The organism is Chakrabartyella piscis, assembly GCA_030067835.1.
Classification (GTDB): domain Bacteria; phylum Bacillota; class Clostridia; order Lachnospirales; family Anaerotignaceae; genus Chakrabartyella; species Chakrabartyella piscis.
On sequence record CP092441.1, the window covers coordinates 1,955,689 to 1,981,975 of the forward strand.

The following is a 26,287-nucleotide window of genomic DNA, read 5'->3' on the forward strand; positions in this document are numbered from 1 at the left end:
CAATGTGTATCGTTATTTATCAAATTGCCAGTATTGTACGTTGTAAAATCTTGATGTGGCTATTATACTAACTTAACGAACAGTTGTCAATTAAAATTCAAATGTACGGAGGAACCATGGACACCAAGCAAACTGATTTATTTTATACAATCGCAAAATTCATCGTCAGCAAACGCAATTTATTTTTCCTGATTTTTACGCTCTTGGCTGTGGGAAGCGTGTACGGTGCTACCTTAACCCAAGTGGAAAATGATTTGGTGGGGTATTTGCCTGAGGACAGTGGCACCTCCATTGGGCTTGATTTGATGGACGAACATTTTGTCACCTACGCCACTGCCAAAGTGATGGTCAGCAATGTGGATTTTGCCACGGCCGAAACACTGGCCACTGCCATTGAAACGATCCATGGGGTAAAATCTATGGACTTTGCCCAGGACGATGACCACTACTTAGAAGCCAACGCCCTCATCAATGTCACCTTTGTCGGGGACGAAGAAAACGCGGATGCCCTGTCTGCCATGGACGAAATCCGCCAGCTGACCCAAGGCTATGACGTGTCCTTTGACACAGAGGCGGGCAATAGCAGTGCCGACAATTTGGCGTCGGAGATGAGCGCCATTATGGTAGTGGCTGTGGTGGTCATCGTCTTGGTGCTGGGATTCACATCCAAATCCTTTGCAGAAATCCCCATTGTGCTCATTACCTTGGGGGCGGCGGCTCTGCTGAACAAAGGGAGTAACTTCATGCTAGGGGAAATTTCTTTTGTCTCCAACTCTGTGGGCATGGTGCTTCAAATTGCACTGGGCATTGACTATGCCATTATCCTGTGCCACCGCTTTGCTGAAGAACGAGAACAGCTCCCCGCCCAAGAGGCTTGCACCATGGCACTCTCCAAAGCCATTGTGGAGATTTCCTCCAGCAGTTTGACCACCGTTTGTGGGCTTTTGGCCCTGTCTTTTATGGTGTATGGACTGGGGAGTGACCTATCTCGGTGTCTCATTAAGTCGATTTTTATCATCCTGTTTTGTGTATTCACCCTGCTGCCTGGGCTGTTGGTGGTGTGGAGTAAATTCATGGATAAAACCCAACACCGCAACTTTGTCCCCTCCATCGCATGGCTAGGGAAGCTGTCTCTGAAACTCCGTGCCGTGTTGTTGCCTTTGTTTTTGGTGGTGGCAGTGGGTGGCTTCTACTTCTCTCAACAGACGGAGTATCTGTTTTCCGTAGATGATTTGCGAGCCGCCAATCCCAGCGAAAGCGATGTCCAAATTGACCGCATTGCTGATGTATTTGGCACCACCAACGGTCTAGCCATGATGGTGCCATCAGGCGATTACATAAAAGAAGCAGAGCTGATTGCCGCCCTTGAGGGCTATCCTCAGGTGGAAAGTGTGATGGGGCTTGCCAACACCGAAGCCATAGACGACTATCTGCTCACCGATTTGCTCAATGCCCGTGAGCTGTCTGAGTTGATGGATTTAGACTATGAAATGGCAGCACTGCTGTACTCTAGCTACGCCATCGACCAAGAGGACTATGCAAAACTCATCAACCAGAGCGACGAATACGAACTGCCTTTGCTGGACATTGTCCTCTTTGCCGTGGATATGCTGGACGACGGTTATTTTAGCTTAGACGAAGAAGACGAAGCTGATTTACGTGAGCAGGCAGACGACATCCGTGATGGGCAATTGCAACTGGAAAACGAAGGCTACAGCCGCATTCTGCTGTCGCTGAACCTACCAGTGGAGGGTGCAGAAACCTATGCTTTTTTAGACACCATCACCGCCGTTGCAGGGGACTATTATGAAGAAGTCTATCTGGCAGGCGATGCCACCAGCTGTTACGATTTGTCCAGCGCCTTTGGGCGAGACAATCTGGTGGTGAGCATTTTATCCGCCTTATTTGTGATGTGCGTGTTGCTGTTCACGTTCGGCTCTGTGGCTGTGCCTGTGATGCTGATTGTGGTAATTCAATCCGCTATTTTCATGAACTTTGCCTTCCCATACTTAAATGGCTATGGCATTTTCTTTGTGGGTTATTTAACGGTGTCGTCTATTCAAATGGGCGCCAACGTGGACTATGCCATCGTCATGACCAACCGCTTTTTAGAACTGAGAAAAACCATGGATCGAAAGCAGGCGGTGATCACGGCCCTAGACCAATCCTTTGCCACGATTCTGACCTCTGGCTGTATTTTATCCGCCGCAGGCATTGCCATTCAGAATCTGTCCAGCGATGGTTCTATCACCGTTTTGGGCGAGTGCATCGGTCGTGGTACGCTGATTTCCATGGCACTGGTACTGGTTATTTTGCCCGAAATTCTATACGTAGGTGATGGGTTTATTGAGCGCACCCGCTTTGCCATGGGATGGGGGCGCAAGCCACAGAAAGTGACAGGCAAGGTCATGGTGAATGGTCATGTGAGTGGCTATGTGTCAGGGTATATCAACGGCTTTGTCACAGGTACCATTGATGGAGAAATTGATGCAAAAATGACAAACCAAAAGACTATTGAGGAGCACAGCCATGAAGCATAAAAAGATAGGTTCCAGTTTCCTAGCGGTTCTTCTTCTCCTCCAACTCATCGCACCTAGTTTGGTGTTGGCGGTGGAGACGGAAGAGGTAGAGACCATTTCTATTTCCAATGTAGAAGAATTTTTGACCTTTGCAAAAAACTGCACCTTCGACCAGTACAGCGCTGAAAAAACCTTTGTGCTGACTGCAGACATTGACCTGACAGGCAGTGAATTTCAGGACATCCCTGTTTTTCTGGGTACATTTGATGGGGATGGGCACACCATTTCTGGCCTACAAACCGACCTAAACAAAGACTATCAAGGGCTGTTTCGCCTGATAGAACAAGGTGCCACGGTGAAAAACCTGTCTGTCTATGGCGAGTTGCAATCAGAGCACAACTATATCGCTGGCATCGCGGCGCAAAATTACGGTACCGTTTCAAACTGCATCTTTCGTGGCATGGTCAGCGGAAAAGGCTACGTTGGTGGCATTGCGGCGGTGAATACGGGCACGATTTCCAACTGCACCACCTATGGTGGCGTGTTTGGTGAAAGCCAAGTGGGGGGCATTGTGGGCGAAAACCAAGGCACCCTATTTCGCTGTACCAATCGCAGTGAAGTGAACACAGATTTAAGCAATTTTGTCTTTGCATATGAAGGCAGTCTCATTGCCAGCGTGGGGGCTTCTAGCACCAATGCCGGCACCATCACCGACATTGGTGGCATTGCAGGGCTCAGCGATGGCACCGTCCAAGGCTGTGGCAACCTTGCCACCGTGGGCTACCCCCATCTGGGCTATAACATCGGGGGCATTGTGGGCAATCAGAGTGGCTACATTGCTGATTGCTACAACTGGGGCGACGTCTATGGATGGAAGGAAGTGGGGGGCATTGTGGGGCAATTTGAGCCCTATATCGACACCACATACACCACCTCTAAATTGGAGGATTTGCGTGAAGAACTGAATTCCCTCAGCGATTTGTCCTCCAATTTAATCGACAGTGCCGACAGCAGCGGGGATGCGGTCAGCGATCAAGCCACCGCTTTGAAGGATGCAGTGGGCGTGAGCCGTGATCATCTGGAGGAGTTGCTTGACCAAATCCAAGCCATTTTCGACGGCAACATCGACCAGCTCAATATCATCAGCGATGCCGTTTCTCAGCTCATCGACGATTTGGTGCCTGTCACCGATAGCCTAGAGGTTGTTTTTGGTCAGATGGAGGATGCCTTCAATGAACTAGAAGATGGGTTCCTCAACTTGGAAGATGCCCTGGATGCCATGGAAGATGTGCCAGAGATTGCCGAAGATTTTGGCGATGATATGGATGACGCTCTGGCCTATATGAGCAAGGCGCAGTCTGCCCTGAAAACCGCTGTGGATATTGACCTTGGCGCAGATTTAGCGTCGTTATTGGACGGCTTATCCACTACGATTACCTATCTCAAACAGAGTGCATCCTATGCAAATAGCGCAATTTCCTCGCTGAACAAGGCGATGACACACCTGGATGACCTCCCAGATATTGTGGCGGATACCCTCGATGAGCTGGAAGATGCCATGGATTGTTTTGCCCAAGCATCCAGCGAACTCTCTGACATGGCGGATGCCCTGGAGGAGACGTCATCACTGCTTTCCGATTTGGTGGACAATTTGGATGCCCAAGAGGAGGTGGAGTTTGTGAAAACAGATGACCAGTTCGACGACACCAAGGATGCCCTCTCTGCGTCGCTGGACGTGGTATCAGAGGAAATGGAGGGGATGCAAGATGCCATTGGTGATGGATCTGACGTGATATTAGACGATTTGGAGTCCATCAACCAGCAACTGTCCACCGTCAGCGACACCATCATAGATTTGATACAAGATGTCACCTCTTTCGATGACAAAGAAGGTATTTTTGAAATCACCGATGTGTCCACAGCCTTTGCGACGACAGCCACCATGGGTAAGGTGGCAAACTGCACCAACCGTGGCAACATTGATGGCGACATCAGCGTAGGCGGTCTGGTGGGTGCCATGTCCTTTGAGTATGGCCTGACCTTTGCAGAGGAATTGTTCGATTTTGAGGGGGATAAAACCCAAACTGCCACAAGAAACGCCCTAGCCATTGTGGAAGACGGGGCGAATTATGGCAATGTCACTGCCAAAAAAGACGGCGCTGGTGGCATTGTTGGGATGCAGGAGTTTGGTCTTGTGATGACCTCCCTCTCCCAATCTCGTGTGGAAAGCGTGGAGGGCGATTATGTGGGTGGCATTGCTGGGCAATCCACCGCCATTGTCCGTGATTGTTATTCCAAAAGCCGTCTCAGCGGCAACGATTCTGTGGGTGGCATTGTGGGCTACGGCCTAGAGGTATATGGATGCTACTCCCTATCATCTGCTGTGGCCAGTGATGGTAGCGTAGGCGGTATTGCAGGGGGAATAGACAGCGAAGACAGCGTTTTGCAAGCAAACTACTTTGTCAGCGATGTTTTAGGCGGTGTGGATGGTCTGAGCTATCAAGGCAAGGCGGAACCCATCACCTATCAGGCTTTGCTAGAAGTGGAGGGACTGCCTAGCGTGTTTGGAAGTTTGTCCATCATTCTCTATCAAGATGAGGTGTATTTGGACACCATCACCGTCAACTATGGCGACAGCTATGACGGGGCATTGCTACCAGAAATCGTCACCACAGATGGCCATTACGGCCTGTGGGAGGATGTGGACTTGACCAACATCCAAACGGATATTGAAGTGCATGGTGAACTGATTCCCCTGTCTACCACACTGGCTTTTCACGGGGAAGATGGCGCCATTTCCATGGTGCTGGTGGATGGTTGTTTCACCCAATGGGAAGCGCTTCTGGTGACACAGGCGGAGGATGGCTATACCCTGTGCGTGGAGGGCGCATACACAACCATTTCCAAGGTGCGCATCTACAATACCATGGGCGAGCGTGCCTATTTAGAACAGCTTGTAGATGGCGCTTGGCAACCATTGGAGAGCACTGTCGAAGGGCTTTATGTCACGGCGGAGTTGTCAAATCACGATGGGACACCCATCACCATACGACTGGCAGAGCAAGCCCCAGCCCAGTTTAGCTGGTGGCTCGTTGGAGGGGCTGTCCTCCTACTGGCAGTGACCGTATATGGAGTACGCAAAAAAACCAGTCGTCATAAAGCAACAACATCATAAAGGTCGAAAACCCACGGCGTTTTCAACATTGACAAGGCTATCCGCCTATATCTCCTAGTAGCGTTAGCGTGCAAGAACCCTTGTACCATCTCTGCAAAGCAGTGTGGTGCAACCCTCTATCTTCCCATAGCCCATCATCGATATGGGAAGATAGAGGATGGGGCATCCAAAGGGGCTCCGCCCCTTGGCACACGATTTTGCTTGCAAAGTCTAGTGTGTTATACCTTCCCCACCGTCTGACGATGAAAAGGGCTGGTACGGAACTCTGCCAAGTAGCAGAGAAGCCGTACCAGCCCTTTTTGTCGTTAGTAGCCTAGCGTATGATTGCAATGCCCCATCTGCAATCATATGCTAGGCGAAGAAGGTGGGGGAGGTATATACAAGCCCCGTCTCACCGCAGTGATTAACGTCTCTTGCGCTTCCCTTTGCCGTGTCTAGGCATTTGTCTTGCTCCACGCTTCGAACTACGCTCTAGCTCCTTCATGCTCGTTCTCATGTCCTTAGGTATGCGATTTATAAAGCTGGCCAATACAAGTTTCTCTTCTTCAGAAACATCATCAGGGTTGATGCCATACATTTTGCACGTTAAATGTACTCGCTGTTCTACCTCGCTTTCGGGCATGGTAAGTGCCTCGTTTACGACGGCTTGCATCTGTTCCACGATAGAGTCGGTATCTGCTGTGGTAGTATCCGTCTCGTGGTCTTTCTGGATGCCTTTCAAAATGACCGCCAAATGCTCATAGATGGACTTGGTGAAATACTCGTGTTCATCCACATGAGCGACTTTCAATGCCTCCACATAGAGGTCGGGAGATTGCGGCGCATGAGTAGCCTCTATTTGCTTGCGAGCTGCATCAACGTAATTATTGATGTGTTGAATCTGCATGCTGGCGATGCGGTCAACGTAGATTTCCATGTCAACCATTAAGTGGGGGAATGTTGGATGCTTTAATAATTCCGAGAGAAGTCGCTTGTTCATTGGAGTACCAGCCAACACTTCCATCGCTTCATCATCCAGTCCCAGAGCAAGTTGCTCTGAGGCTGGATATTTTTTTGTCTCGATGATGCCCAGCAAATAATCAGTAGGGACTGCGTAAAATTGCGCCAAAGTTACGATGCTAAGTGGGCTGATGTCCCGTTGTTCATCCCCCTCATAATTACCCAATGCGGACTTGGAAATGCCTGTCTCCTGTGCCAACTGCTCTAGGGTTAGCCCTCGTTCTGTCCGCAAATCCTTTAATCGCTCTCCTAAAGTCAGCTTTACATACATTTCTCAGCCCTCCGTCTGCTTTTTCTACCATTATAGCACAATTTCCACGAACGTGGAAATCTCTTGTTTTTCACCCTGAAATCCAACTTTATGGACATACGGGAAACCCTCTTCTTTTTTGTTACGATGTCTATACCTTGCAAGGTCATTCTGAACGCAGGAGGACATGATGAATTTATTTCAAACACTAAAAGAACAACTTACCACCCATCAGGTGGCGGAATACTACGGGCTCACGATTGGACGCAATCGTATGGCCTGTTGTCCCTTCCACCCTGATAAAACCCCGTCTATGAAGCTTAACGACAGCTATTATTACTGCTTCGGCTGTAGTGCCCACGGAGATGTGGTGGATTTGGTGGCTGGCCTACTAGGGCTTAAGCCTTATGATGCCGCCAAACAGTTGGCCAGCGACTTCGGTATCTTGGAGGATAGCACCCTGATGCCAGCAGTATCTAAGCCAACCCCAAAGAAAAGTATGCGGATGATGGAGCAATTGTGTACCACCTATTTGACCCACTACCTATTGCTCTTGCGAGACTGGGAGCAGACATATTTGCCCAAGACGGCAGAAGATGGACTGGATTGGCGCTTTGCCATCGCCTGTCATGACCGCTCTTACGTAGAGCACCTACTAGACTGCATGGACGATGACCCAACCCAGATGACCCAGTGGATGTTGGACGAGGGGATTGTCAACAAGTTGCAGAAAAAGATTGACCCATATTTGAGAGAGGAGGGATACCATGCACGACACTCTACCACCACGTTGGCTCGATGATAAGAAGATTTTGGAGTCCCTCTTCTGTGAAGATTTTTTGACTGCTTACCCCATGATTGCCATCAACGGCACACTGTTCACCGTAGAAGGCAGAGTCTCTGACGAGATGTGGGTGCGTCGAGAGATTTATCGGTGGCTCCGACCAGTGATGCCATCGGGGCTGGCGAAACGCAGTCAGACCCTACTGGATGCCATCCGTTTGGACTGCTATCAGCCCAACTTACCCCTACAACGTGACCGCATCCATGTGGCAAACGGCACCCTCTTTCTGGACGGCACCTTCGCTGAGACCAAGGAATTTTGTCGCAACCGCCTCCCTGTCGGCTACAACAGGGAGGCTCCCAACCCAGAGCGGTGGCTTCTATTTCTGGCGGAACTGCTCCACCCAGAGGACATCCCCACCCTCCAAGAGTTTATGGGTTACTGCCTGATTCCCTCCACCAAGGGGCAGAAAATGCTCCTCATCACGGGCAAAGGTGGCGAGGGTAAAAGCCGCATCGGGCTGGTGCTTCGCTCGCTACTGGGGGACAACATGAACACGGGCAGTCTGTCCAAAGTGGAGACAAGCCCCTTCGCCCGAGCCGACTTGGAGCACCAGCTTCTCATGGTGGACGACGACATGAAGCTGGAAGCCCTCCCCCAGACTCACTACTTGAAATCCATCATTACCGCAGAACTACCCATGGATTTGGAACGCAAGGGAAAACAGAGCTATCAAGGGCAGTTATACGTCCGCTTTTTGGGGTTGGGTAACGGCAATCTCCAGTCCCTTTACGACAGAAGCGTGGGCTTTTTCCGTCGGCAGATTCTGCTCACCACCAAGGACAGAGACCCCGAACGAAAAGACGACCCCTATCTGGGGGAGAAATTGCAGTCTGAGGTGGAGGGCATCCTTCTCTGGTGTCTCACGGGCTTACATCGTCTAATTGCCCAGAATTATCAGTTCACCATCAGCCAGAGGGCGCAGGAAAATCTCGAGGTCTCCATGGCCGATGGATGCAACGTGGCCGACTTTATGACCTCCGAGGGCTACATCAAACTGGACTGGACAGGAGAAGCCAGCTCCCGTGACCTGTACCGTGCGTACACAAACTGGTGCGAGGACAACGCCATGAAACCACTATCCCAACGGAGCTTCTCCAATCATTTGAATGAAAATACCGCCAAATATGGGCTAGATTACAACAATAACATCTATATCGGTGGAAAGCGCAGAGTCAGGGGGTATCACGGTGTCCAGATTATCGATGAATTTTTATGATGTGTACGTACGTACGGATGCCACAGGATTGGAGGATGATTTCACATGAATGCACAATACGCAATTCTGCGATTTGCTAAATATAAGGGTCCCGAGATTGGGCATATCGAAGCCCACAATGAGCGCACCAAGGAGAACTATGCCAGCAATCCCGACATTATCAGTGAGAAACGTAAGGATAACTTTCATCTGATTACCCCAACCTGTGGCTACCGAGCAGGGGCAGAGGGACAGATTGCCGCCGCTGGATGCCGCACTCGAAAGGACAGCGTACGGCTGGTAGAAACCCTCGTCACTGCCAGCCCTGAATTCTTTCAGGGGAAGAAACTCTCTGAGGTACGTGCCTTTTTCCAAGAGGCGGTGGACTTCCTCGCTGACCACCAGAGCAAAGAAACGATGCTTTCCGCCGTGGTACACATGGACGAGACAACACCCCATATGCACCTCACCTTTGTGCCTTTGACGGCAGACGGACGATTAAGCGCCAAGGAGATTTTGGGCAACAAGAAGAAGCTGACAGAGTGGCAAGATAAATTTTGGAGCCACATGGTCAAGAAATTCCCCGACCTAGAGCGTGGCGAGAGTGCCAGCATCACAGGGCGCAGTCATATTCCACCAAGAGTATTCAAGGAGGCAGTCCACCTCAACCGCCAAAAGGCCATGCTCACCGACTTACTAGAGGGAATCACCCCCTTCAATGCCAAGAAGCGATGCGTTGAAATTCAGGCTATCTTAGATAGCTATCTCCCCAACGTGGCCAAGATGAAAACGCAGATAAAGAAATATCAGGGGGTATACCACCAGCTTCAGCAGGAAAATGAGGCACTTTCCCAAAAGGTAGAGGACAGTAAGGAGAGCGTGCTGGCACGGCTGAAGAACATGGAACGAATGAAGGAGTTGGAGGAGTTAGAAAAGGCCGTGGAGGGGATTCCAGAGGAAGTATTACGGATGTATCAGCAACAAGGACAAGGAGGGTCAACCATTGAACACAGATATGAATCAAACCTATGAGCACATCGACCTATGCGCCTGCTACGAACCCATCATTGATGTTCCCTCCTACCTTCTTGAGCAATGGCAGGATTCCGACGGAAAGGCTTCCCCTTTCGCTTGTACTGTGGCAAAAGAAATCGGTGGTACCGTGTATCAAATAGAGACAGAGTGTGGTGGTGGGGAACACTTGTCCCACAAGCTGAAGCGGCTTATTTTCTCTGATAGTGAGGTGAGTTGCAGATGACAAATATGACAACCTATGATACAATATCGCCATGCACAACAAAATCATCCGCTGACCAACATACAAAGGAGGTTGCTATGTTAGGTCAGCAAAAAATCACCATTCTCTATTGTCGCCTGAGTAATGAAGACTTGGGGGAAGGAGAATCTAACTCCATTCAAAACCAGAAAATTCTTTTGACCAGTTATGCGAAGAAACAGGGCTATACCAATCTAAAAATCTTGGTAGATGACGGCTATACGGGGACGAATTTCAATCGTCCTGCCGTGCAGGAAGGGCTTGACTTGGTGAAGCAAGGACTTGTGAGCACTTGGATTGTCAAGGATATGAGTCGGTTTGGACGAGATTACCTCACCGTAGGGCAGTATACCGAGCTAGTTTTCCCCAGTCAGGATGTCCGTTTTATCGCCGTCAACGATGGCGTAGACAGCATCTGTGGAGACAGCGATGGCTTTGCCGCTATCCGCAATTTGTTCAACGAGTGGTATCCCAGAGACACCAGTAAAAAAGTACGAGCTGTCTTTCAGCAAAAGGGTGCCAGTGGCAAGCACTTGGGCAGACCGCCCTACGGCTATCAGATTGACCCTTTAGACAAGGAACACTGGATTTTGGACGAAGAGGCCGCCCCCGTAGTCAAGCGAATTTTTGACCTATCCATCGCTGGAAAAGGTCCCTGTTCCATTGCACGGATACTAGAACAGGACAAAGTGCTTACCGCCAAATCCCTCTATGCCCAGCGCAAGGGTAGACCGCTTCCCGAACGCCCCTACCATTGGATAGACCAGTCCATTGTAGGTATCTTGGAGCGAATGGACTATACTGGTTGTACCTGCAACTTTAAGTCCTATTCTAAATCATACAAGCTAAAAAAGCGTATCCCCACCCAAAAGGAAGAAATGGCTATCTTTCCAAACACGCAAGAGGCCATTGTGGACAAGGCGCAGTGGGATAGGGTGCAGGAGCTAAGACAGCACAAGCGTCGTATGACCAAGGGCGACCGTCAGGGATTATTTTCTGGGCTACTGCGATGTGCCGACTGTGATGGAAACTTGCATTTTGCCACTAGCGCAAGCTATGGATACAAGCAAGACCACTATGTCTGTGGGCAGTACAAAAGCGGTCGAGGCACCTGCTCTGCCCACTACATCCGTGAGGAAGTTTTAAGAGCACTGGTACTAGACCGTATTCGAGCCGTCAACACATACATCCGTCAAAACGTGGAGGGTTTCGAGGATGAGTGGATGCAGAGCTGTCGAGACCAGAGGGCGAAGAGCCAGCAGGAGCATAAGCGACAAATCGCCCAGACCAAGAAACGTCTGGACGATATAGAAACCTTGCTGACTCGGTGCTATGAGGATATGGTTCTGGGAACCCTCAGTCGGGAGCGCTATCTAAAATTATCCGAAGGCTATGAAGTGGAGCAGGAGCAGTTGCAACTAGAGCTAGATGTGACTGAGGAATGGGTGGAACAGCAGGAGTCGCTAGAGCAAGATTTAAGGCAGTTTATAACCTTAGTGGATAAGTATATAGCTGTACCCGAACTGACACAGACCATTGTCAATGAGTACATCCACAAAATTCTGATCTATGCCCCCGAAAAGGCTGGGCGAATTCGGACACAACGGGTAAAGATTATCTTTAATTTTGTAGACGAGCTAGATATTCCTATGGTCAATCAAATTATCACCCACGAACAGCCCATCGGAACCAACGGAAAGAAGAAAAAGACGGCATGACCCTTCGGGGTCATACCGTCTCATAGGAACAGTTCCTTATGCCTATTAACCCTTGATTTTATAGGGTTTTTGGTATATGGTAGACCGACCAATCTCCTAGTTGCTGGATGAAGATATCTCCAGTTTCTAGGAGATTTTTATATTTATGGATTCATTCTATTTTGTAATTGATTCTTTGCATAAAAAAGCTTGCACCCAATTTAAGTGCAAGCCAAAGTATCAAAGCACAACGCCATCTTTGAAAATACTAATTTCTCGATATCCGTTTTCTTCTGTTTTTGTTTTGGTTCCATTTGCGATATCAATGACAAATTCCAACAAGCGTTCTGCTGTTTCATCAATGGTATCTCCTTCTGTAATCATGCCTGTATTGAAATCAATCCAGTTGTTTTTCTTTGCAAACAAATCGTTGTTTGTGCTGATTTTCATTGTGGGTGCTGGAGATCCAAATGGGGTTCCTCGTCCTGTTGTGAACAATACCATATGTGCACCTGCCGCTGTCATTGCTGTGGAGCTGACCAAGTCATTGCCTGGTCCACTGAGCATATGAAGTCCTGTTTTTGTGATTTGATCGCCATATGCAATGACTTCCACAATGGGTGCTGTGCCACCTTTTTGCACACATCCCAAAGACTTATCTTCCAATGTGGTGATGCCACCTTTTTTATTCCCTGGACTTGGATTTTCATAAACCACTTGGTTGTGACTTGTGAAATATTCCTTGAACCCATCAATCATATGCACAGCTTTGTCAAAGACTTCTTCGTTGATACAGCGGTTCATTAGCATACCTTCTGCACCAAACATTTCTGGCACTTCTGTCAACACCGTTGTACCACCACGAGCAATGAGTTTATCGCTGAATGCACCAACTGTTGGATTTGCTGTGATACCACTCAAGCCATCGCTACCACCGCATTTCATACCAATGACCAATTTGCTGACAGGAATTGGCTGACGTGAAAATGTATCCACATATTCTGCCAATTCACCAAGCAACTTGCCTGCTTCCTCAAACTCATCTTCCACATCTTGACAAACCAAGAATTTCATACGATTGTCATCCCATGTACCAAGTTCTTCCTTAAATCCCTCCATGGTATTGTTTTCGCAACCCAATCCCAAAACCAAAACACCACCAGCATTTGGGTGATTTGCAAGAGCTGCCAACAACTTTCTGGTTTGTGCATGGTCATCTCCCATTTGGCTACAACCAAAAGGATGAGGAAATGCATACAATCCTTCAATGTTACCTTGCACCAAATGACCATTGTCTTTTGTCAATTTTTCTGCAACACCATTGACACACCCAACTGTTGGGATAATCCAAATTTCATTTCGGATTGCTGCTCTACCATCTGCACGCATAAATCCATTGAAGGTTTCTGGTGTAATCGCTTCAAGTGGTTCCACTTTTGCATCATATGTATAGGAAGATTCTTCACTCAAGCCTGTTTTCACATTGTGTACATGCACCCATTCCCCAACAGAAATATCTTGTTTTGCATTTCCAATTGGGAAGCCATATTTGACAACAGCTTCTCCTTCTTTGATGGGAACAATTGCCATTTTATGTCCTTGTTCGATTTTTTCTGCTGCAACATATGTGATACCATCCAAAACAACGATTTCTCCTTGTTCCACAGGTGCCAAAGCCACTGCCACATTATCCAATGTCGCAATACGTATCATTTTTGTCATAGTCATTTCTCCTTTAACTCAAAGACAATGTTTCATTGCTTCTTTTGCACCAATTTCTTTGATGGCATCCAAACCAGCTGTTACAGCATCCACAAATCCTTCATAACTGGTCAAATCTTCACCCCACATATCAATATTGCTTGCAACTGCTGTTGCCAATGTGCGATTATCATCATCTTTATGTGCCATAAAGAATTCCAAAACAAATCTATCATCACTGACTGTATATTCATTGCCCAAATCTCTTTTTGCAACCAAACCTTCTTCTTCCAAACGTTCTGGACGATAGAAATCAATGAATGCTGCAAAACTGAATATGATACATTTTGGCAATGCACCAAATTTTTCCACATAGCCTTTGAAACTTGGCATAACTCTAGCTTTCCATTTGCTAGCACTATTCAAGCTAATTGCAAGCAAGGAATGATCAATAAACGGATTGTTGAAACGGTCTTCCACAGATGCTGCAAATGCTTTCAATTCTTCCACTGGCAATGTCAAAGTAGGAATGATTTCATCATAAATGGTTTTGTTCATAAAGCCTGTGATAACTTCATCTTCCATACATTTACGCACAATGTCCTGTCCTGCAAGATATGCAGCCAAAACCATAGATGTATGTGCACCATTGAGGATTCTAACTTTTCTACTTTTATATGGTGTGTGGTCATCTGTAATCAAAATTGGCAAATCTGCTTTTGCAAATGGCAATTCTGTTTTCAAACCTTCAGAACCTTCAATGACCCAGAAACCAAAGATTTCGCCTGTGTCTACGATATTATCGACATAGCCATTTTCTGCTGTAATTTCTTCAATTTCATTTCTTGGATATCCTGTTACAATTCTGTCCACCAATGTGGAGCAGATTTCATTTTCTTCTTCCACCCATGTTTTGAATGCGTCGGAAAGATTCCAATCTGCAATGTGTTGCATCACACATTTTTTCAACTCACGACCATTGTAATCAATCAGTTCACAAGAAAGAACAACAAATCCTTTGCCTTCTTCTGTGCCAAAGTTCAAAAATCTTTCATACATAAAACGTGTCAGTTTTGCTGGAAAGCTGGTTGCTGGTGCATCATCAAATTTACAAGATGCATCATACACAATACCCGCTTCTGTTGTGTTACAAACCAAAATGCGAAGATCTGGATTTTTTGCACAATCCAACAACCCTTGGTAATCGCTATAGGGATTGATACATCTGCTGACACAGCTAATCACTCTTTTTTTGTTGACTTTTTCTCCATTTTCTTTGCCACGAAGATACAAAGTATACAACCCATCTTGTGCGTTGATCATATCTGCAAGCCCTGGTGCAATAGGTTGTGCCAAAACAACTTTGGTATCTTCTCCCAATGTTTCATTTGCCACATCGATAAAATAGTCCACAAATCCACGCAAAAAATTGCCTTCTCCAAATTGCAAAACACGTTCTGTTCCTTCTTTCAACAAATAACCATCGTAATTCATTTCTTCCAATGCTTTATAGCTTAAAGTTTTCATAATATCCTCCATATTTTCATTTTATACCACACTTGTTTCACACCAACAATATTCATGTTCAATCTTGTATACAACAGTTTGAAAATTTATTGTTTTTCTCATTTTGTTATATATTTATTATTTAAAATTATATTGCAACCCTTTTGTAATGTCAATGTATTTCCCTTTAATTCCAATAATTATTACGACTTTTGTAATTTTCTACTATAAATTGATACTTATTTTTGTTGATTATTCCACCTTTATTTTATTGTATACAACAACATTGCTATTGCACTTATATTTAATTTTCTGTATAATGAAATCAGATAAAAACTCTCCAAGAAAGGAGTGAAACCAGTGGCAAAAACCAGTTTGAAACTAGAAGCATACAATGCAATCAGAAAGCGTATTATGGATTGCACCTATGCCCCCGGAACCATTTTAAACGAAGATGCTCTGACCGAAGAATTTAACGTCAGTCGCACTCCTATTCGAGATGCCATCAGTCGTTTGGAACAAGAAGGTATTGTGATCATTTTACCAAAAAAAGGGGTTATGGTGTCAGAACTATCCATTTCTCAACTCAATAGTATTTTCGAAATTCGCATACTCTTTGAACCTTATGCCCTAGAGCGATATGGTTCTTCCATGGACGAAAGCAAGCTATTTGCCTTTTATGAAGCATTCAACAACGATATGCAACTAACTGCTTTCCAACGATATGAATTGGATGATGAATTTCATAATTTCATTATGTCTGCCATCCCAAATACCTATATGCACCGCACTTATGATCTCATTCAAGTACAAAATATACGATATCGTGTGCTGACTGGAAATTTGTTAGGGAATTGCTACGAAGTAGGCCATCAAGAACACCTTGAAATCCTATCCCATTGCTTGAAGAAAAACTGGAGTGAAGCTGCAAAGGCAATGGAACAACATTTGTTGCGTTCCAAAAACTCCAGCTTTGATATTATTTTAGAAAAATCTTTATTGTAAATTTTTAAGGCAACGTCACCCATTCTGATTCCATCTTTTGCAGTCAGAATCGTGGCATTATCATAACCAGTAACGTAAATACAAGGAGGTATTTTATGAATTTTGAATTACAAGGAAAAGTAGCTATTGTAACAGGTCCTAGAACAGGTATTGGCAAAGCAGCAGCCATTGCACTTGCACAATCTGGTGCAAACATTGTTGCTGTTGGTCACAACACAATGGTAGAAATCCAAGAGGAAGTGGAATCTTGTGGCGTAAAATACATGGAGATTTTGGCAGATTTAACAAAGCCAAATATGGAAATGTTCCAAGAAATCGTTGCCAAAACAGTTGCTGCATTTGGTCGTGTGGATATTTTGGTGAACAATGCTGGTATCATTCGACGTGAAGATTCCCTCAACTTCTCTGAACAAGACTGGGATGATGTTATGAACATCAACGTGAAATCCATGTTCTTTCTTTCTCAAGCTGTTGCAAAACAATACATTGCTCAAGGAGAAGGTGGCAAAATTGTCAACATCGCTTCTTTGCTTTCTTTCCAAGGTGGTATTCGAGTTCCTTCCTATACAGCAAGTAAATCTGGAGTTATGGGTATGACCAGACTTTTGTCCAACGAATGGGCACAATATAACATCAATGTCAATGCCATTGCTCCTGGTTATATTGCTACCAACAATACCGATGCCCTTCGTGCAGATCCAGTGCGTTCTGCTGAAATTTTGGGTAGAATCCCTGCTGGTCGTTGGGGTGAACCATCTGATATTGGCGAACCAATCGCATTCCTTTGCTCCTCTGCTGCAAACTATGTAAACGGATATACCCTTGCAGTTGATGGCGGTTGGCTTGGTAGATAATTTTCTACTTTTTCACCATTCAAAACATAAAAAAAGATGAGGTCAACTACATCTCCAAAGTCAGATTATTCTAACTTTGGGGGTATCATTACCTCATCTTTTTTAATTTCTTTATATGATGCTAATACATTGCTTATACGTCAAATCCAAAGAATTTCACAGTATTGTTATAACAAATATCTTCAACCATTTGTCCAAGGGATTCCATATCATCATGGTATTCTCCATTTTCCACCAAATTCCCGAACATTTCACACAAAATTCTTCTGAAATATTCATGTCTTGTATAACTCAAGAAAGAACGACTATCGGTAAGCATACCAATGAAGTTGCCCAATGTTCCCAAGTTAGCAAGATCGATCAATTGTTTTTGCATACCTGTTTTTGTATCGTTGAACCACCAAGCAGAACCCAATTGAATTCTGGAAGCCACATCAGAATTTGCTGCAAATGCACTTGCAATTGTAGCAATTGCTTCATTGTCATATTGGTTCAAAGAATAAAGCACCATTTTAGGCAAATATCCACCTGTTGTAAATTGGTTCAACAACCCTGCCAAAGCAGATGCTCTACCACCTTCTCCAATGACATCAAATCCTGTATCTGGACCCAATGCTTCAAACATTGCTGTGGATACATTACGAATACAACCATAATGGATTTGCATAACCCAATTGTGTTTGTAGTAAAGTGCTGCCACCATTTTCAAGAATTCTGTTTTGAAACCTTCCACTTCTACAGAAGTCAAAGCTTCTCCAGCCAAACCTTTTGCAAAAACAGCAGACACTTCTTCTTCTGTCATTGTCACGCATACAGGGAAATCCAACGCATGGTCAGACGCTTTACATCCCATTTCATTGAAGAAATCAATTCTCATTTCCATTGCTTTTTTGAAATCTGCATAAGTATTGATTGCAAATCCACACACATCACCCATTGCCACCATATATTCTGGGAAGGTAGGCAAGTTGATGTTCATTGCTTTGTCAGGACGAAATGCAGGAAGTACCTTCACTTCACAAGTGGGATCTGCTGCAATCATTTTATGGTATTCCAAAGAATCGATTGGATCATCAGTGGTACAAATCAAAGGTACATTGGAATTTTTGATGATATTACGTACAGACATAGAGTCATCTTTCAATTTTTCGTTACATTCATCATAGATTTCTTTGGCTGCGGAGGCTTTCAACACCTTTGTAATGCCAAAATATGTTTTCAACTCCAAGTATGTCCAATGATACAAAGGGTTTCCAATGCATTTTGGCAATGTTTCTGCCCATTTTTCAAATGTTTTGTATGGATTTGTATCCTTGCTACCTGTGATATCACATTCTTGCACCCCATTGCAACGCATAGCACGCCATTTATAATGATCACCACCAAGCCAAACTTCTGTAATATCTCTATACTTTTTGTCTTCTGCAATTTCTTGAGGGTTGATGTGGCAATGATAGTCAATCACTGGCATTTTTGCTGCATGTTCGTGGTACAATTTTTGTGCTGTTTCTGTGGTTAACAAGAAATTTTCATCTAAAAATGCTTTCATTTCGCTTCTCCTTTTTTTCAAACACTCTGTGACAATATCACACCTCTAATTGCAAAAATCCACCATTAGACATCTGCGATATCACCTATATTTTAAAACATCAAAAGACCCCCTAGTGAATAGAGAGCCTTTTGTTTTACACTTAGGCTGTGTTACCTTAGAACAATCCTGGGAATAGTGTAGATGGAATGAGCAACCAAAGATTTGGGAACAAAACCAACAACAACAATACGCACATGGAAGACAAGAAGTAAGGCAATGCCCCTTTGAAGGACTCTTCAATGGTAATACCGCTGATGGAGGATGCAATCAGCAAGCAAAGACCATAAGGCGGAGTTACCAAACCAAGTGCCAAAGTAACAACGACAATCAAGCCAAGGATGACCGGACTAATCCCCAACGCAAGCGCAGATGGCATAACGATTGGTACAAACAAAATCATCGCTGGAACCGCATCCATAAATGTACCAATGAACATGAAGAATGCAACAACAACTAAGAGGAATACCAAGCTACCACCTGCCATATTGGTAAAGAATTGTTGCACTGCTGTGTTCAATTGATAATATGCCAACAATTCACCCAATGCACAAGCTGTTGACAGCGCAAACAAGGAAAGGGATGACATTTTCATGGTTTCAACCAAGATTCTTGGCAAGTTTTTTACTTTGATGGTACGATAGAAGAAAATACCAACCAACAAAGCATAAATACATGCAAATGCTGATGCTTCAGTTGGTGTAAACACACCAGAAACGATACCACCGATCAAAATGATTGGAGTCATCAATGCTGGCAAAGAAACCAATGTTTGTTTGATAACTTCTTTTGTAGGTACTTTTTCGCCTTTAGGGAAGTTCTTTTTCTTCGAATAATACCGCACAACGCCCATCATACCAAGACCCAGTAAAATACCAGGAACCAATCCTGACATAAACAGTGCCCCGGTACTTACATTTGCAATACCGGCATAAACCACCATGGTGATACTTGGTGGAATGATGGAACCAAGTGTAGAAGAAGCTGCTGTAACCCCTACTGCTGTTCCTTTATCGTAGCCTTCTTTTTCCATGGAAGGAATGAAGACTTTACCAACTCCTGCTGTATCTGCTTGAGAAGAACCGGAAATACCAGCAAAAATCATGGAAACCAAGATATTTGCATATGCCAAACCGCCTCTAAAGTGACCTACACCCGCAGTACAACAAGAAATCAATTTCTCTGTAATCGCACCTTCATTCATCAAGTTCGCTGCCAAAATGAATAGAGGTACTGCAAGCAATGTAAAACTATCCAAACCATTGAACATTTTTGTAAACACAACTGCATCAGGAATCAAAGACAAATTATAAATCCCTACAAAGGATACTGTTCCCAAAGCATAACAAATTGGCACACCAATTGCCACAAGGGTAATAAATATGATAACCAACATAATCTCCATTACGCTTTACCCCCTTTCACAAATGCAATCGCATCTTCAACAATGTGACTCAGGGCATAAATTGCGGATGTCAAGCCACAAATTGGCAAACACATCCATGTTGGCCCACGTTTCAACGCAGGAATGGATACCCATTTATAATTCCAAAATTGTTTGGTTATGCCATAACCATAATATAACATCAATAATGAGAAACCTAATATAACAATAGAAATTATTATTGCAATAATCTTCTTTTTTCGCTCATCTTTCATAGAATCTGCAATGGAAGTAAACGCAAAGTGTTTTCTTTCATACACCATAGCTGCTCCCCCCATAAATACTGCCCAAATAAAGGAATATGTAGAAACATCTTCTGTCCATACAGCTACAATCCCCAAATACCGTGACGCAATTTGGAAAACAACTGTGAAAAGAAAAATTACAAGAAATATCCCCCCGATAGCAATCTGAATTTTCTGTAACATACCAATCGCTTTTTTCATGTCGGCTCCCTTCTCTAATCAACTATAGCCACCCAACAATTTCTTGCCAGGTGGCTCAACATTGACTAATTATACTTCAAATTTGACTGAACTTACGCCGCTGCACGAATTGCTGCCAATTCATCTTCCATACCATAAGTTGCTGCGAATTCATCTTGGATAGGAATAGCGATTTCTTTGAAAGCATCGATGTCCATATCTGCAAATTCTGTTACAATAGCGCCATCAGCGATAACTTGTTCTTTGGATTCTTCAAACATTCTGTATACTACAGCTCTTTGTTCTGCTGTTGCAGCAACACAAGCTTCGTCGATCCATGCTTGTTGTTCTGCTGTCAAAGAATCATAGAAGTTACCATTCATCAAAAGCAAACGTGTTGTAAAGTCATGGTGTGTTTCACAAACATATTTACCATTGTCTGTTTTGTGATGATCTTTTTGCATAAAGTTTGTGTAATCATTTTCAGCGGAATCAACAACACCTTGTTGCAATGCTTGATACAATTCACCCCAAGCTACAGATGTAGGGATTGCACCACAGCCAGACCAGAATTCTTGTTGTACAACGGAATCTTGTGTACGAACTGTCATACCAGCCAAATCAGCAGGAGATGTGATTACTTTTTTACCATAGTAGTCACGAACAGAAGATGACCAGTAACCCATTACACGGAAGGAATTGCTTGTTTGATCCAAAATCATATCAACCATGCCATCGCCAAAGTCGCCATCTACAGCACTTTCCCAATGGTCAAAGCTATCGAACAAATAGTTCAAGGAGAAGATATCGATTTCAGGAACACCAACGCTTGTCATGAAACCAGGAGAAGATACTACCATATGAGCAGCTCCCATTTCCAATTTTTCGATCAATTCACTTTCATTTTCACCCAATGTACCTTTGTGTACAGTAACTTGGATTGCACCACCAGAAATGTCTTCAACAACTGCTTTGAATTCGTCCATACCGAAAGAATATGGATTGTCCAAAGATGTTTGGTTGGAAGCAATGATGAGTTGCAATGCGTCTGCAGGTGCTTCTGTTGCTGCACTTTCTGTTGTTGCTGAAGAACTTTCTGTTGTTGCGCTACTGGAAGAAGAGCTAGAACATCCAGCCAAAGATGCTACCATCATAACCCCAGCCATTACCAATGCGATTTTCTTTTTCATACCAATTTAATCCCCTTTCATTCTCATAACGCTACCCTAATTAGCATATATATCATAAAGCAAATGCTTTTGATATCAAATTTATGGCAACAAGCCAATACTGATTTTTACAACCACCTTACGAACAGTCATAGGTTCTGCCACTGCCACTGCTGGTCTATGTACGTCTTCTGGGAAGAATACAGTGTAGCATCCCGGTGTCGCATTGACAAATCCTTCGTTTTCTACAGATTCATAGAAAATCAAATCTCTCTCATCAAAACGCTCTGCCACTTTGTAATTTCCTGTATCTGGTGTAAATCCCAAACGTTCCAAACCACTTGCCAAGAATTGTACATCCAAGAATTTTTCGTGTACCTCTGGTCTTCGTTCTTCCACAACTCCTGTTTCTGCATCAAACACTTGTGCATAAATTTCTTTGCCTTGGATTTCATAAACACCTGGTTCCATATTTACAAAATCATTGGATTTTAAATATTCCAATGCTGTTTGAATTGCTTTTGGATATTTATTGATATCTTCCTTTGCATGAATAGATGAAAAAATCATACTTTAACCTCTTTCACTTAAATATATCTGTTTGGTGTCCCTGTTCTTAAAATCCTTTTACTTCTTCCCATTTTTCCAAAACAACTGGAATTCCATTTTCCAAATTGTCTTTTCTTGTTGCAAACTCTCTCTCACCTGGATAGCGGATTTCTCCACCTTCGGTAATTGGTGTAGAGGATTTCAAATCTGCAATCATTTCTTCTGTGATTGCATCAATTTGCTCTTGAGAATGGAATTTCTTTACATCTATTGCAATGAGGATTTGAGATAAGCCCACTTCCTCTTTAAATGTGCCAATTTTTTGTACTGAATGTGCATTGGTCAATGTGGTTGCCATCAAATCAAGAAGTATGGATATGCCACTACCTTTCCAATATCCCATAGGCAAAACTCGCCATGTTTTTTCTATTTCAGCAGGGTCTGTAGTCAATTCACCAGCTTCGTTGTAGCCGCCATGTACTGGCAATTGTTGCCCTTTCAATTTTGTTTCTTCAATTTTTCCATAAGAGAATTGAGACAAAGCACAATCCACAATTACATGGTTTCCATCGCTTTTTGGCACAGAGAACACAATTGGGTTGTTACCAATTTTGCGTTCTGTTCCACCCCAAGCAGGCATATTAGGCATAGTATTAGACCAACAAATTCCAATATATCCCGCATCTGCTGCTTGCCTACCATATGTACCACCACGCAACCAATGATTGTTATTGCCCAAAGCAACCAATCCAATTCCGTATTCTTTTGCCAATTCACAAGCTCTGTCCATTGCCAATTTTGCATTCAAAGGTCCAAACCCTTGGTGTCCATCCCATTTTTCAATGGCTCCCATAGACATTTCACAAGTTGCAACCGCTTCTGGATTCATTTTTTTGATATCCAAATATTCTACGATTTTAGGAAAACGATTCAAACCATGAGAATAAATTCCATCCAAACTATTGTTGGCAAATACCGCTGCTCCTGCATCTGCATTTTCTTCCGAAAAGCCTCTACTGATCAACACACGCTTGAATTCATTCTTCATTTCATCATAAAAAATTCTCATCGTTTTTTCCTCTCCCTAATTTCGCAATCGATTGTCATACATTTATAGTACCATAGCCACTTTTTGATTGCAATGCAACTTATTACAGAAAAATACAGCCTTTTTTTGTGTATATTGCACAAATCATCCCACTATTTCTCCATTACAAAGCAAAAAATGCACATAGCATTCCCTTTTGTTTCCATTTTTCATTGTGCAAAAAAATATCGAATTTTATCAAGTGGTTTCTCTCTCCACAAGCTCCGCACTCATTTCTATACATTTACTTTCCATGCTACCCATCAAGTTTTCCACAAGTATTTGAGCAGCAATACGACTCACATCTTCTGCTTTACTGTCCACTGTTGTCAATTGGGGAATACAAATTTGACCGTATGCACTATTGTCGATGCCGACTATAGCAATATCCTTCGGAATGGATAAACCTCTATCTACTGCTGCACGCACACCACTTGTTGCAACCAAATCAATGGTATAGATAATCCCTTGCAAATCAGGATTTTCCTGCAACATAAGAACTGTGCTATCATAACCCCCTTGCCAAGTGCTTTCTTTGGCTTCGTAAATCAACAAATCTTCTTCTGTTGCTCCTACTGCTCTCATACCTTTGCAATATCCATCTCTTTTGCGATAATTTGCTGGTGAATGGGAATCCAAAAGAAATGCTATCTTGTGTTTGCCTTTATTCCACAAGCAATGCACCGCTTCTTTCACACCACCTGCTTCATCCATAACGACACCAGATACATTGGGCAAATCCAAATATCCATTGACAATGACAATAGGCACATTCTTCAAATATTTGATAACAGACTCTTTCACCTCTTCTGTCGCAAACATTGAGCCCATCAAAACAACACCTTCCACTCGACGTTCTTCCAGCAAACGAATATGTTTCGCTTTATTTTTGGAATCAACGCCTGTGTTCATAGTGATACAGCAATATCCTTGCTTGGTCAACTCCTGCTCAATCACATAGGCACTATTGGTGTGATGGCTGACACGAATGTCTTCAATCAAAATGCCAACGATTTTCGTGGATTGCATCACCAACCCTCTTGCAGCAGCATCGGGAATGAAATTATATTTTTCTAAAATACATTCTACCTTTTCACGTGTTTTTGGGCTAATCCCAGGCTTGTTGTTTATGACACGGGAAACAGTACTGGCAGCCACATTGGCTTCTTTTGCAATATCGTAAATGGTCATTTGGGCCTCCTTTCTCTGTCAGATAAACGATTAGTGGATTAACCTAAGTGGTGTACGCAAGTGGTTCAACAAAACTTGATATGCCCCATTGGCGTCACCTTTTTCCAAGTATTCAAAAAATATTTTGTGTTCTGCCAAAGTTTCCTGCATGCGTCCTGGAATCGCCAAAGCCTCCATTGATGTCAACTGAATGGAATGCATCAATCGTTGAAACATGCGACGAAACTCGTCATTGTCTGCAAAATCGACAATCACCAAATGAAATTGATGATCCAACTCAATAAATTTCCATCTAGTCGGACCATCTTTTTTACCTGCGACAATAATCTCTTGTTGTGTCAAAATATTGCGTAAAGTTTCCATCAGTTCTTGAAATTCTTTTTCGTTTTTGCTTTCAATCAACAAATGGGTACAAAATCCCTCAATGGCACATCTGGTTTGTATACTTTCATACATATCTTTTTGCTCTAGCTTGCGTAATCGAAACCCTTGACTTGCCACAACTTCAATATACCCATCTTGACTCAAACACTGGATTGCTTCACGCATAGGTGTTCTGGATATGCCAATTTCCTCTGATATTTTTGTGCCAGAATAAAGGGTATTTACTTTCATTTGACCCGTCAAAATCTGTTCTTTCAAATAATTATAAGCCAATATTTGTAAGGGGCTTTTTCCATTCATATTGCTTGCTCCTTTGTTCTTAGATATTGTTTCATGGAAAAGGATATCTCCATTTTCCACTAGATTTCTTTTGTCGGAGCAATGCCCCGCTCTCGTTGCAAAAATTACACTTTGTTACCTTGTATGATTTCATCATAACAAACATTTTTCTTACAGTCAAGAAAAATAGCTTGACCAGTATCCCGCTAACTGTTATACTGTTCATAAATAATATAAAAAATAAACTTATCATGTCATATATAACCCCAGATTTCATAACGCTTAGTGGCTTTGGTGTACAATATGACCAAAAACAAGGAGGTAAAACATGAGCGTATTCCCTTTGGGTAACTTGAGAATTGTAGATTTGACAAAGGTTTTAGATCCAAAAACAGAATCCAGACGTTGTGGTTTGACACGTTTCAACACAGGTGGTCCAATTCCAGATTTCCACACAATTATGGATTTGACAAGTCATTTGGGTACACACGTTGAATGTCCATATCACCATCACGATGATTGGACAGATGTGCAAGAATTGCCTTTGAGCACTTTCATGGGTCGTGCTATCTATGTCAACATTGAAGGTTTGCCAGCAAACCACAAAATCACTGGCGCAGATTTGGAAAAAGCTTGCGGTGACCGTATTCAAGAAGGGGACATTGTAATCATTGATTCTCCAGAAAGAATTCCACCTTTCACAAGCCTTTCCAACACACCAGATGACAAACGTTTGTTTATTTGTCGTGAAACAGCTGAATGGTTTAAAGATAAAAAAGTAAAATGCGTTGGTTTTGGAGATGGCGTTTCCATCGAAAGCAACAACGAAGATGTTTGTGCATTCCATGATGTTTTGATGGAAGTAGACGTTGTATTCTTGGAAGTTTTGAAAAACTTGGAAGAACTTTCTACAGATACCTTCTTCATGTCCTACACTCCACTTCCAATCAAAGGTTTGGATTCTTGTCCAATTCGTGCTTATGCAATTGAAGGTTTGGCAGAATTCTCAAAATAAAAATTGCTTAAAAGGTATGTTTTGGAAATGGAACATACCTTTTGTGTTACTTCTATCATACTGCAATGCTGTACAATTCTAATTGCAAAATTTACATATTGTACAGTATTGGCATAAATCAATAGAAAGGAT

21 protein-coding genes are annotated in these 26,287 nt (G+C 43.6%); 10 read left to right on the forward strand and 11 right to left on the reverse strand.

The genetic code is table 11. The features are described 5' to 3' along the window. The first annotated feature begins 116 nt into the window (after nt 1-116). Nucleotides 117-2,540 carry an efflux RND transporter permease subunit gene (locus tag MJY40_RS08825; RefSeq protein ID WP_317853877.1) on the forward strand — a complete coding sequence of 808 codons (2,424 nt, stop codon included), beginning with the start codon at nt 117-119 and terminating at the stop codon, nt 2,538-2,540. Next, entirely contained in the window at nt 2,530-5,694 is a 3,165-nt protein-coding gene (locus MJY40_RS08830) for a hypothetical protein (protein WP_317853878.1), read from the forward strand. The genes MJY40_RS08825 and MJY40_RS08830 overlap by 11 nt, the downstream gene beginning before the upstream one ends. A gap of 403 nt (nt 5,695-6,097) precedes the next feature. Here the strand turns inward: MJY40_RS08830 and MJY40_RS08835 are convergent, their stop codons facing one another. Beyond that, nucleotides 6,098-6,964: a helix-turn-helix domain-containing protein gene (locus MJY40_RS08835; RefSeq protein WP_317853879.1), complete on the reverse strand. Its 867-nt coding sequence runs from the start codon at nt 6,962-6,964 to the stop codon at nt 6,098-6,100. 166 nt (nt 6,965-7,130) lie between these two features. Between MJY40_RS08835 and MJY40_RS08840 the strand changes: the two genes are divergently transcribed. From MJY40_RS08840 to MJY40_RS08860, 5 genes are all read left to right on the forward strand, one after another. Next, entirely contained in the window at nt 7,131-7,745 is a 615-nt protein-coding gene (locus tag MJY40_RS08840; protein WP_317853880.1) for a CHC2 zinc finger domain-containing protein, read from the forward strand. After that, a complete protein-coding gene (locus MJY40_RS08845) occupies nt 7,711-9,006 on the forward strand; it encodes a DNA primase family protein (protein ID WP_317853881.1) in 1,296 nt (431 codons plus the stop codon). The genes MJY40_RS08840 and MJY40_RS08845 overlap by 35 nt, the downstream gene beginning before the upstream one ends. Before the next feature lie 45 nt (nt 9,007-9,051). Beyond that, complete coding sequence (mobV, locus tag MJY40_RS08850) at nt 9,052-10,017, forward strand: MobV family relaxase (RefSeq protein ID WP_317853882.1); 966 nt, start codon at nt 9,052-9,054, stop codon at nt 10,015-10,017. Further along, complete coding sequence (locus MJY40_RS08855; RefSeq protein WP_317853883.1) at nt 9,989-10,243, forward strand: hypothetical protein; 255 nt, start codon at nt 9,989-9,991, stop codon at nt 10,241-10,243. The genes mobV and MJY40_RS08855 overlap by 29 nt, the downstream gene beginning before the upstream one ends. Nucleotides 10,244-10,320: 77 nt before the next feature. Next, nucleotides 10,321-11,979, forward strand: a complete 1,659-nt coding sequence (locus MJY40_RS08860) for a recombinase family protein (RefSeq protein ID WP_317853884.1) — start codon at nt 10,321-10,323, stop codon at nt 11,977-11,979. Nucleotides 11,980-12,198: 219 nt separating this feature from the next. On the opposite strand, the gene MJY40_RS08865 is transcribed toward MJY40_RS08860, so the two are convergent. Together MJY40_RS08865 and MJY40_RS08870 are read right to left on the reverse strand one after the other, a co-directional pair. Further along, complete coding sequence (locus tag MJY40_RS08865) at nt 12,199-13,680, reverse strand: UxaA family hydrolase (protein WP_317853885.1); 1,482 nt, start codon at nt 13,678-13,680, stop codon at nt 12,199-12,201. A gap of 18 nt (nt 13,681-13,698) precedes the next feature. Continuing rightward, on the reverse strand, nt 13,699-15,186 hold the full coding sequence (locus tag MJY40_RS08870; RefSeq protein WP_317853886.1) for a tagaturonate reductase: 1,488 nt from the start codon (nt 15,184-15,186) through the stop codon (nt 13,699-13,701). Nucleotides 15,187-15,525: 339 nt separating this feature from the next. On the opposite strand from MJY40_RS08870, the gene MJY40_RS08875 reads away from it, so the two are divergent. Together MJY40_RS08875 and kduD are read left to right on the forward strand one after the other, a co-directional pair. Beyond that, nucleotides 15,526-16,170 (forward strand): GntR family transcriptional regulator, encoded by a 645-nt coding sequence (locus MJY40_RS08875; RefSeq protein ID WP_317853887.1) that lies wholly within the window; start codon nt 15,526-15,528, stop codon nt 16,168-16,170. A 95-nt stretch (nt 16,171-16,265) separates the two neighbouring features. Continuing rightward, on the forward strand, nt 16,266-17,024 hold the full coding sequence (gene kduD, locus MJY40_RS08880) for a 2-dehydro-3-deoxy-D-gluconate 5-dehydrogenase KduD (protein ID WP_317853888.1): 759 nt from the start codon (nt 16,266-16,268) through the stop codon (nt 17,022-17,024). Between the two features lie 133 nt (nt 17,025-17,157). Here the strand turns inward: kduD and uxaC are convergent, their stop codons facing one another. The 8 genes from uxaC to MJY40_RS08920 all read right to left on the reverse strand — a co-directional run bounded on the left by uxaC (nt 17,158) and on the right by MJY40_RS08920 (nt 25,161). Then, a complete protein-coding gene (gene uxaC, locus MJY40_RS08885; protein ID WP_317853889.1) occupies nt 17,158-18,573 on the reverse strand; it encodes a glucuronate isomerase in 1,416 nt (471 codons plus the stop codon). A 157-nt stretch (nt 18,574-18,730) separates the two neighbouring features. After that, a complete protein-coding gene (locus MJY40_RS08890) occupies nt 18,731-20,017 on the reverse strand; it encodes a TRAP transporter large permease (protein WP_317853890.1) in 1,287 nt (428 codons plus the stop codon). Then, complete coding sequence (locus MJY40_RS08895) at nt 20,017-20,502, reverse strand: TRAP transporter small permease (RefSeq protein ID WP_317853891.1); 486 nt, start codon at nt 20,500-20,502, stop codon at nt 20,017-20,019. Before MJY40_RS08895 ends, MJY40_RS08890 begins: the two co-directional genes overlap by 1 nt. A gap of 92 nt (nt 20,503-20,594) precedes the next feature. Next, a complete protein-coding gene (locus MJY40_RS08900) occupies nt 20,595-21,671 on the reverse strand; it encodes a TRAP transporter substrate-binding protein (protein ID WP_317853892.1) in 1,077 nt (358 codons plus the stop codon). 81 nt (nt 21,672-21,752) lie between these two features. Then, nucleotides 21,753-22,220, reverse strand: coding sequence for a NanQ anomerase/TabA/YiaL family protein (locus MJY40_RS08905; RefSeq protein ID WP_317853893.1), 468 nt, complete (start codon nt 22,218-22,220; stop codon nt 21,753-21,755). Nucleotides 22,221-22,266: 46 nt separating this feature from the next. Next, nucleotides 22,267-23,268 carry a 3-dehydro-L-gulonate 2-dehydrogenase gene (gene yiaK / locus MJY40_RS08910; protein ID WP_317853894.1) on the reverse strand — a complete coding sequence of 334 codons (1,002 nt, stop codon included), beginning with the start codon at nt 23,266-23,268 and terminating at the stop codon, nt 22,267-22,269. A gap of 216 nt (nt 23,269-23,484) precedes the next feature. Next, entirely contained in the window at nt 23,485-24,477 is a 993-nt protein-coding gene (locus tag MJY40_RS08915; protein WP_317853895.1) for a LacI family DNA-binding transcriptional regulator, read from the reverse strand. 30 nt (nt 24,478-24,507) lie between these two features. Then, entirely contained in the window at nt 24,508-25,161 is a 654-nt protein-coding gene (locus MJY40_RS08920) for a GntR family transcriptional regulator (protein WP_317853896.1), read from the reverse strand. Between the two features lie 307 nt (nt 25,162-25,468). On the opposite strand from MJY40_RS08920, the gene MJY40_RS08925 reads away from it, so the two are divergent. Further along, entirely contained in the window at nt 25,469-26,155 is a 687-nt protein-coding gene (locus MJY40_RS08925) for a cyclase family protein (RefSeq protein ID WP_317853897.1), read from the forward strand. Nucleotides 26,156-26,287: the final 132 nt, after the last annotated feature.

Excerpts from the sequence above, each read along its gene's own strand:
- yiaK (WP_317853894.1), bottom strand. The coding sequence starts at position 23,268 with ATGAGAATTTTTTATGATGAAATGAAGAATGAATTCAAGCGTGTGTTG.
- uxaC (WP_317853889.1), bottom strand. The coding sequence starts at position 18,573 with ATGAAAGCATTTTTAGATGAAAATTTCTTGTTAACCACAGAAACAGCA.
- MJY40_RS08865 (WP_317853885.1), bottom strand. The coding sequence starts at position 13,680 with ATGACAAAAATGATACGTATTGCGACATTGGATAATGTGGCAGTGGCT.
- mobV (WP_317853882.1), top strand. The coding sequence starts at position 9,052 with ATGAATGCACAATACGCAATTCTGCGATTTGCTAAATATAAGGGTCCC.
- MJY40_RS08890 (WP_317853890.1), bottom strand. The coding sequence starts at position 20,017 with ATGGAGATTATGTTGGTTATCATATTTATTACCCTTGTGGCAATTGGT.
- MJY40_RS08900 (WP_317853892.1), bottom strand. The coding sequence starts at position 21,671 with ATGAAAAAGAAAATCGCATTGGTAATGGCTGGGGTTATGATGGTAGCA.
- MJY40_RS08835 (WP_317853879.1), bottom strand. The coding sequence starts at position 6,964 with ATGTATGTAAAGCTGACTTTAGGAGAGCGATTAAAGGATTTGCGGACA.
- MJY40_RS08905 (WP_317853893.1), bottom strand. The coding sequence starts at position 22,220 with ATGATTTTTTCATCTATTCATGCAAAGGAAGATATCAATAAATATCCA.
- MJY40_RS08915 (WP_317853895.1), bottom strand. The coding sequence starts at position 24,477 with ATGACCATTTACGATATTGCAAAAGAAGCCAATGTGGCTGCCAGTACT.
- MJY40_RS08925 (WP_317853897.1), top strand. The coding sequence starts at position 25,469 with ATGAGCGTATTCCCTTTGGGTAACTTGAGAATTGTAGATTTGACAAAG.
- MJY40_RS08895 (WP_317853891.1), bottom strand. The coding sequence starts at position 20,502 with ATGAAAAAAGCGATTGGTATGTTACAGAAAATTCAGATTGCTATCGGG.
- MJY40_RS08920 (WP_317853896.1), bottom strand. The coding sequence starts at position 25,161 with ATGAATGGAAAAAGCCCCTTACAAATATTGGCTTATAATTATTTGAAA.
- MJY40_RS08830 (WP_317853878.1), top strand. The coding sequence starts at position 2,530 with ATGAAGCATAAAAAGATAGGTTCCAGTTTCCTAGCGGTTCTTCTTCTC.
- MJY40_RS08845 (WP_317853881.1), top strand. The coding sequence starts at position 7,711 with ATGCACGACACTCTACCACCACGTTGGCTCGATGATAAGAAGATTTTG.
- MJY40_RS08840 (WP_317853880.1), top strand. The coding sequence starts at position 7,131 with ATGATGAATTTATTTCAAACACTAAAAGAACAACTTACCACCCATCAG.
- kduD (WP_317853888.1), top strand. The coding sequence starts at position 16,266 with ATGAATTTTGAATTACAAGGAAAAGTAGCTATTGTAACAGGTCCTAGA.
- MJY40_RS08860 (WP_317853884.1), top strand. The coding sequence starts at position 10,321 with ATGTTAGGTCAGCAAAAAATCACCATTCTCTATTGTCGCCTGAGTAAT.
- MJY40_RS08870 (WP_317853886.1), bottom strand. The coding sequence starts at position 15,186 with ATGAAAACTTTAAGCTATAAAGCATTGGAAGAAATGAATTACGATGGT.
- MJY40_RS08825 (WP_317853877.1), top strand. The coding sequence starts at position 117 with ATGGACACCAAGCAAACTGATTTATTTTATACAATCGCAAAATTCATC.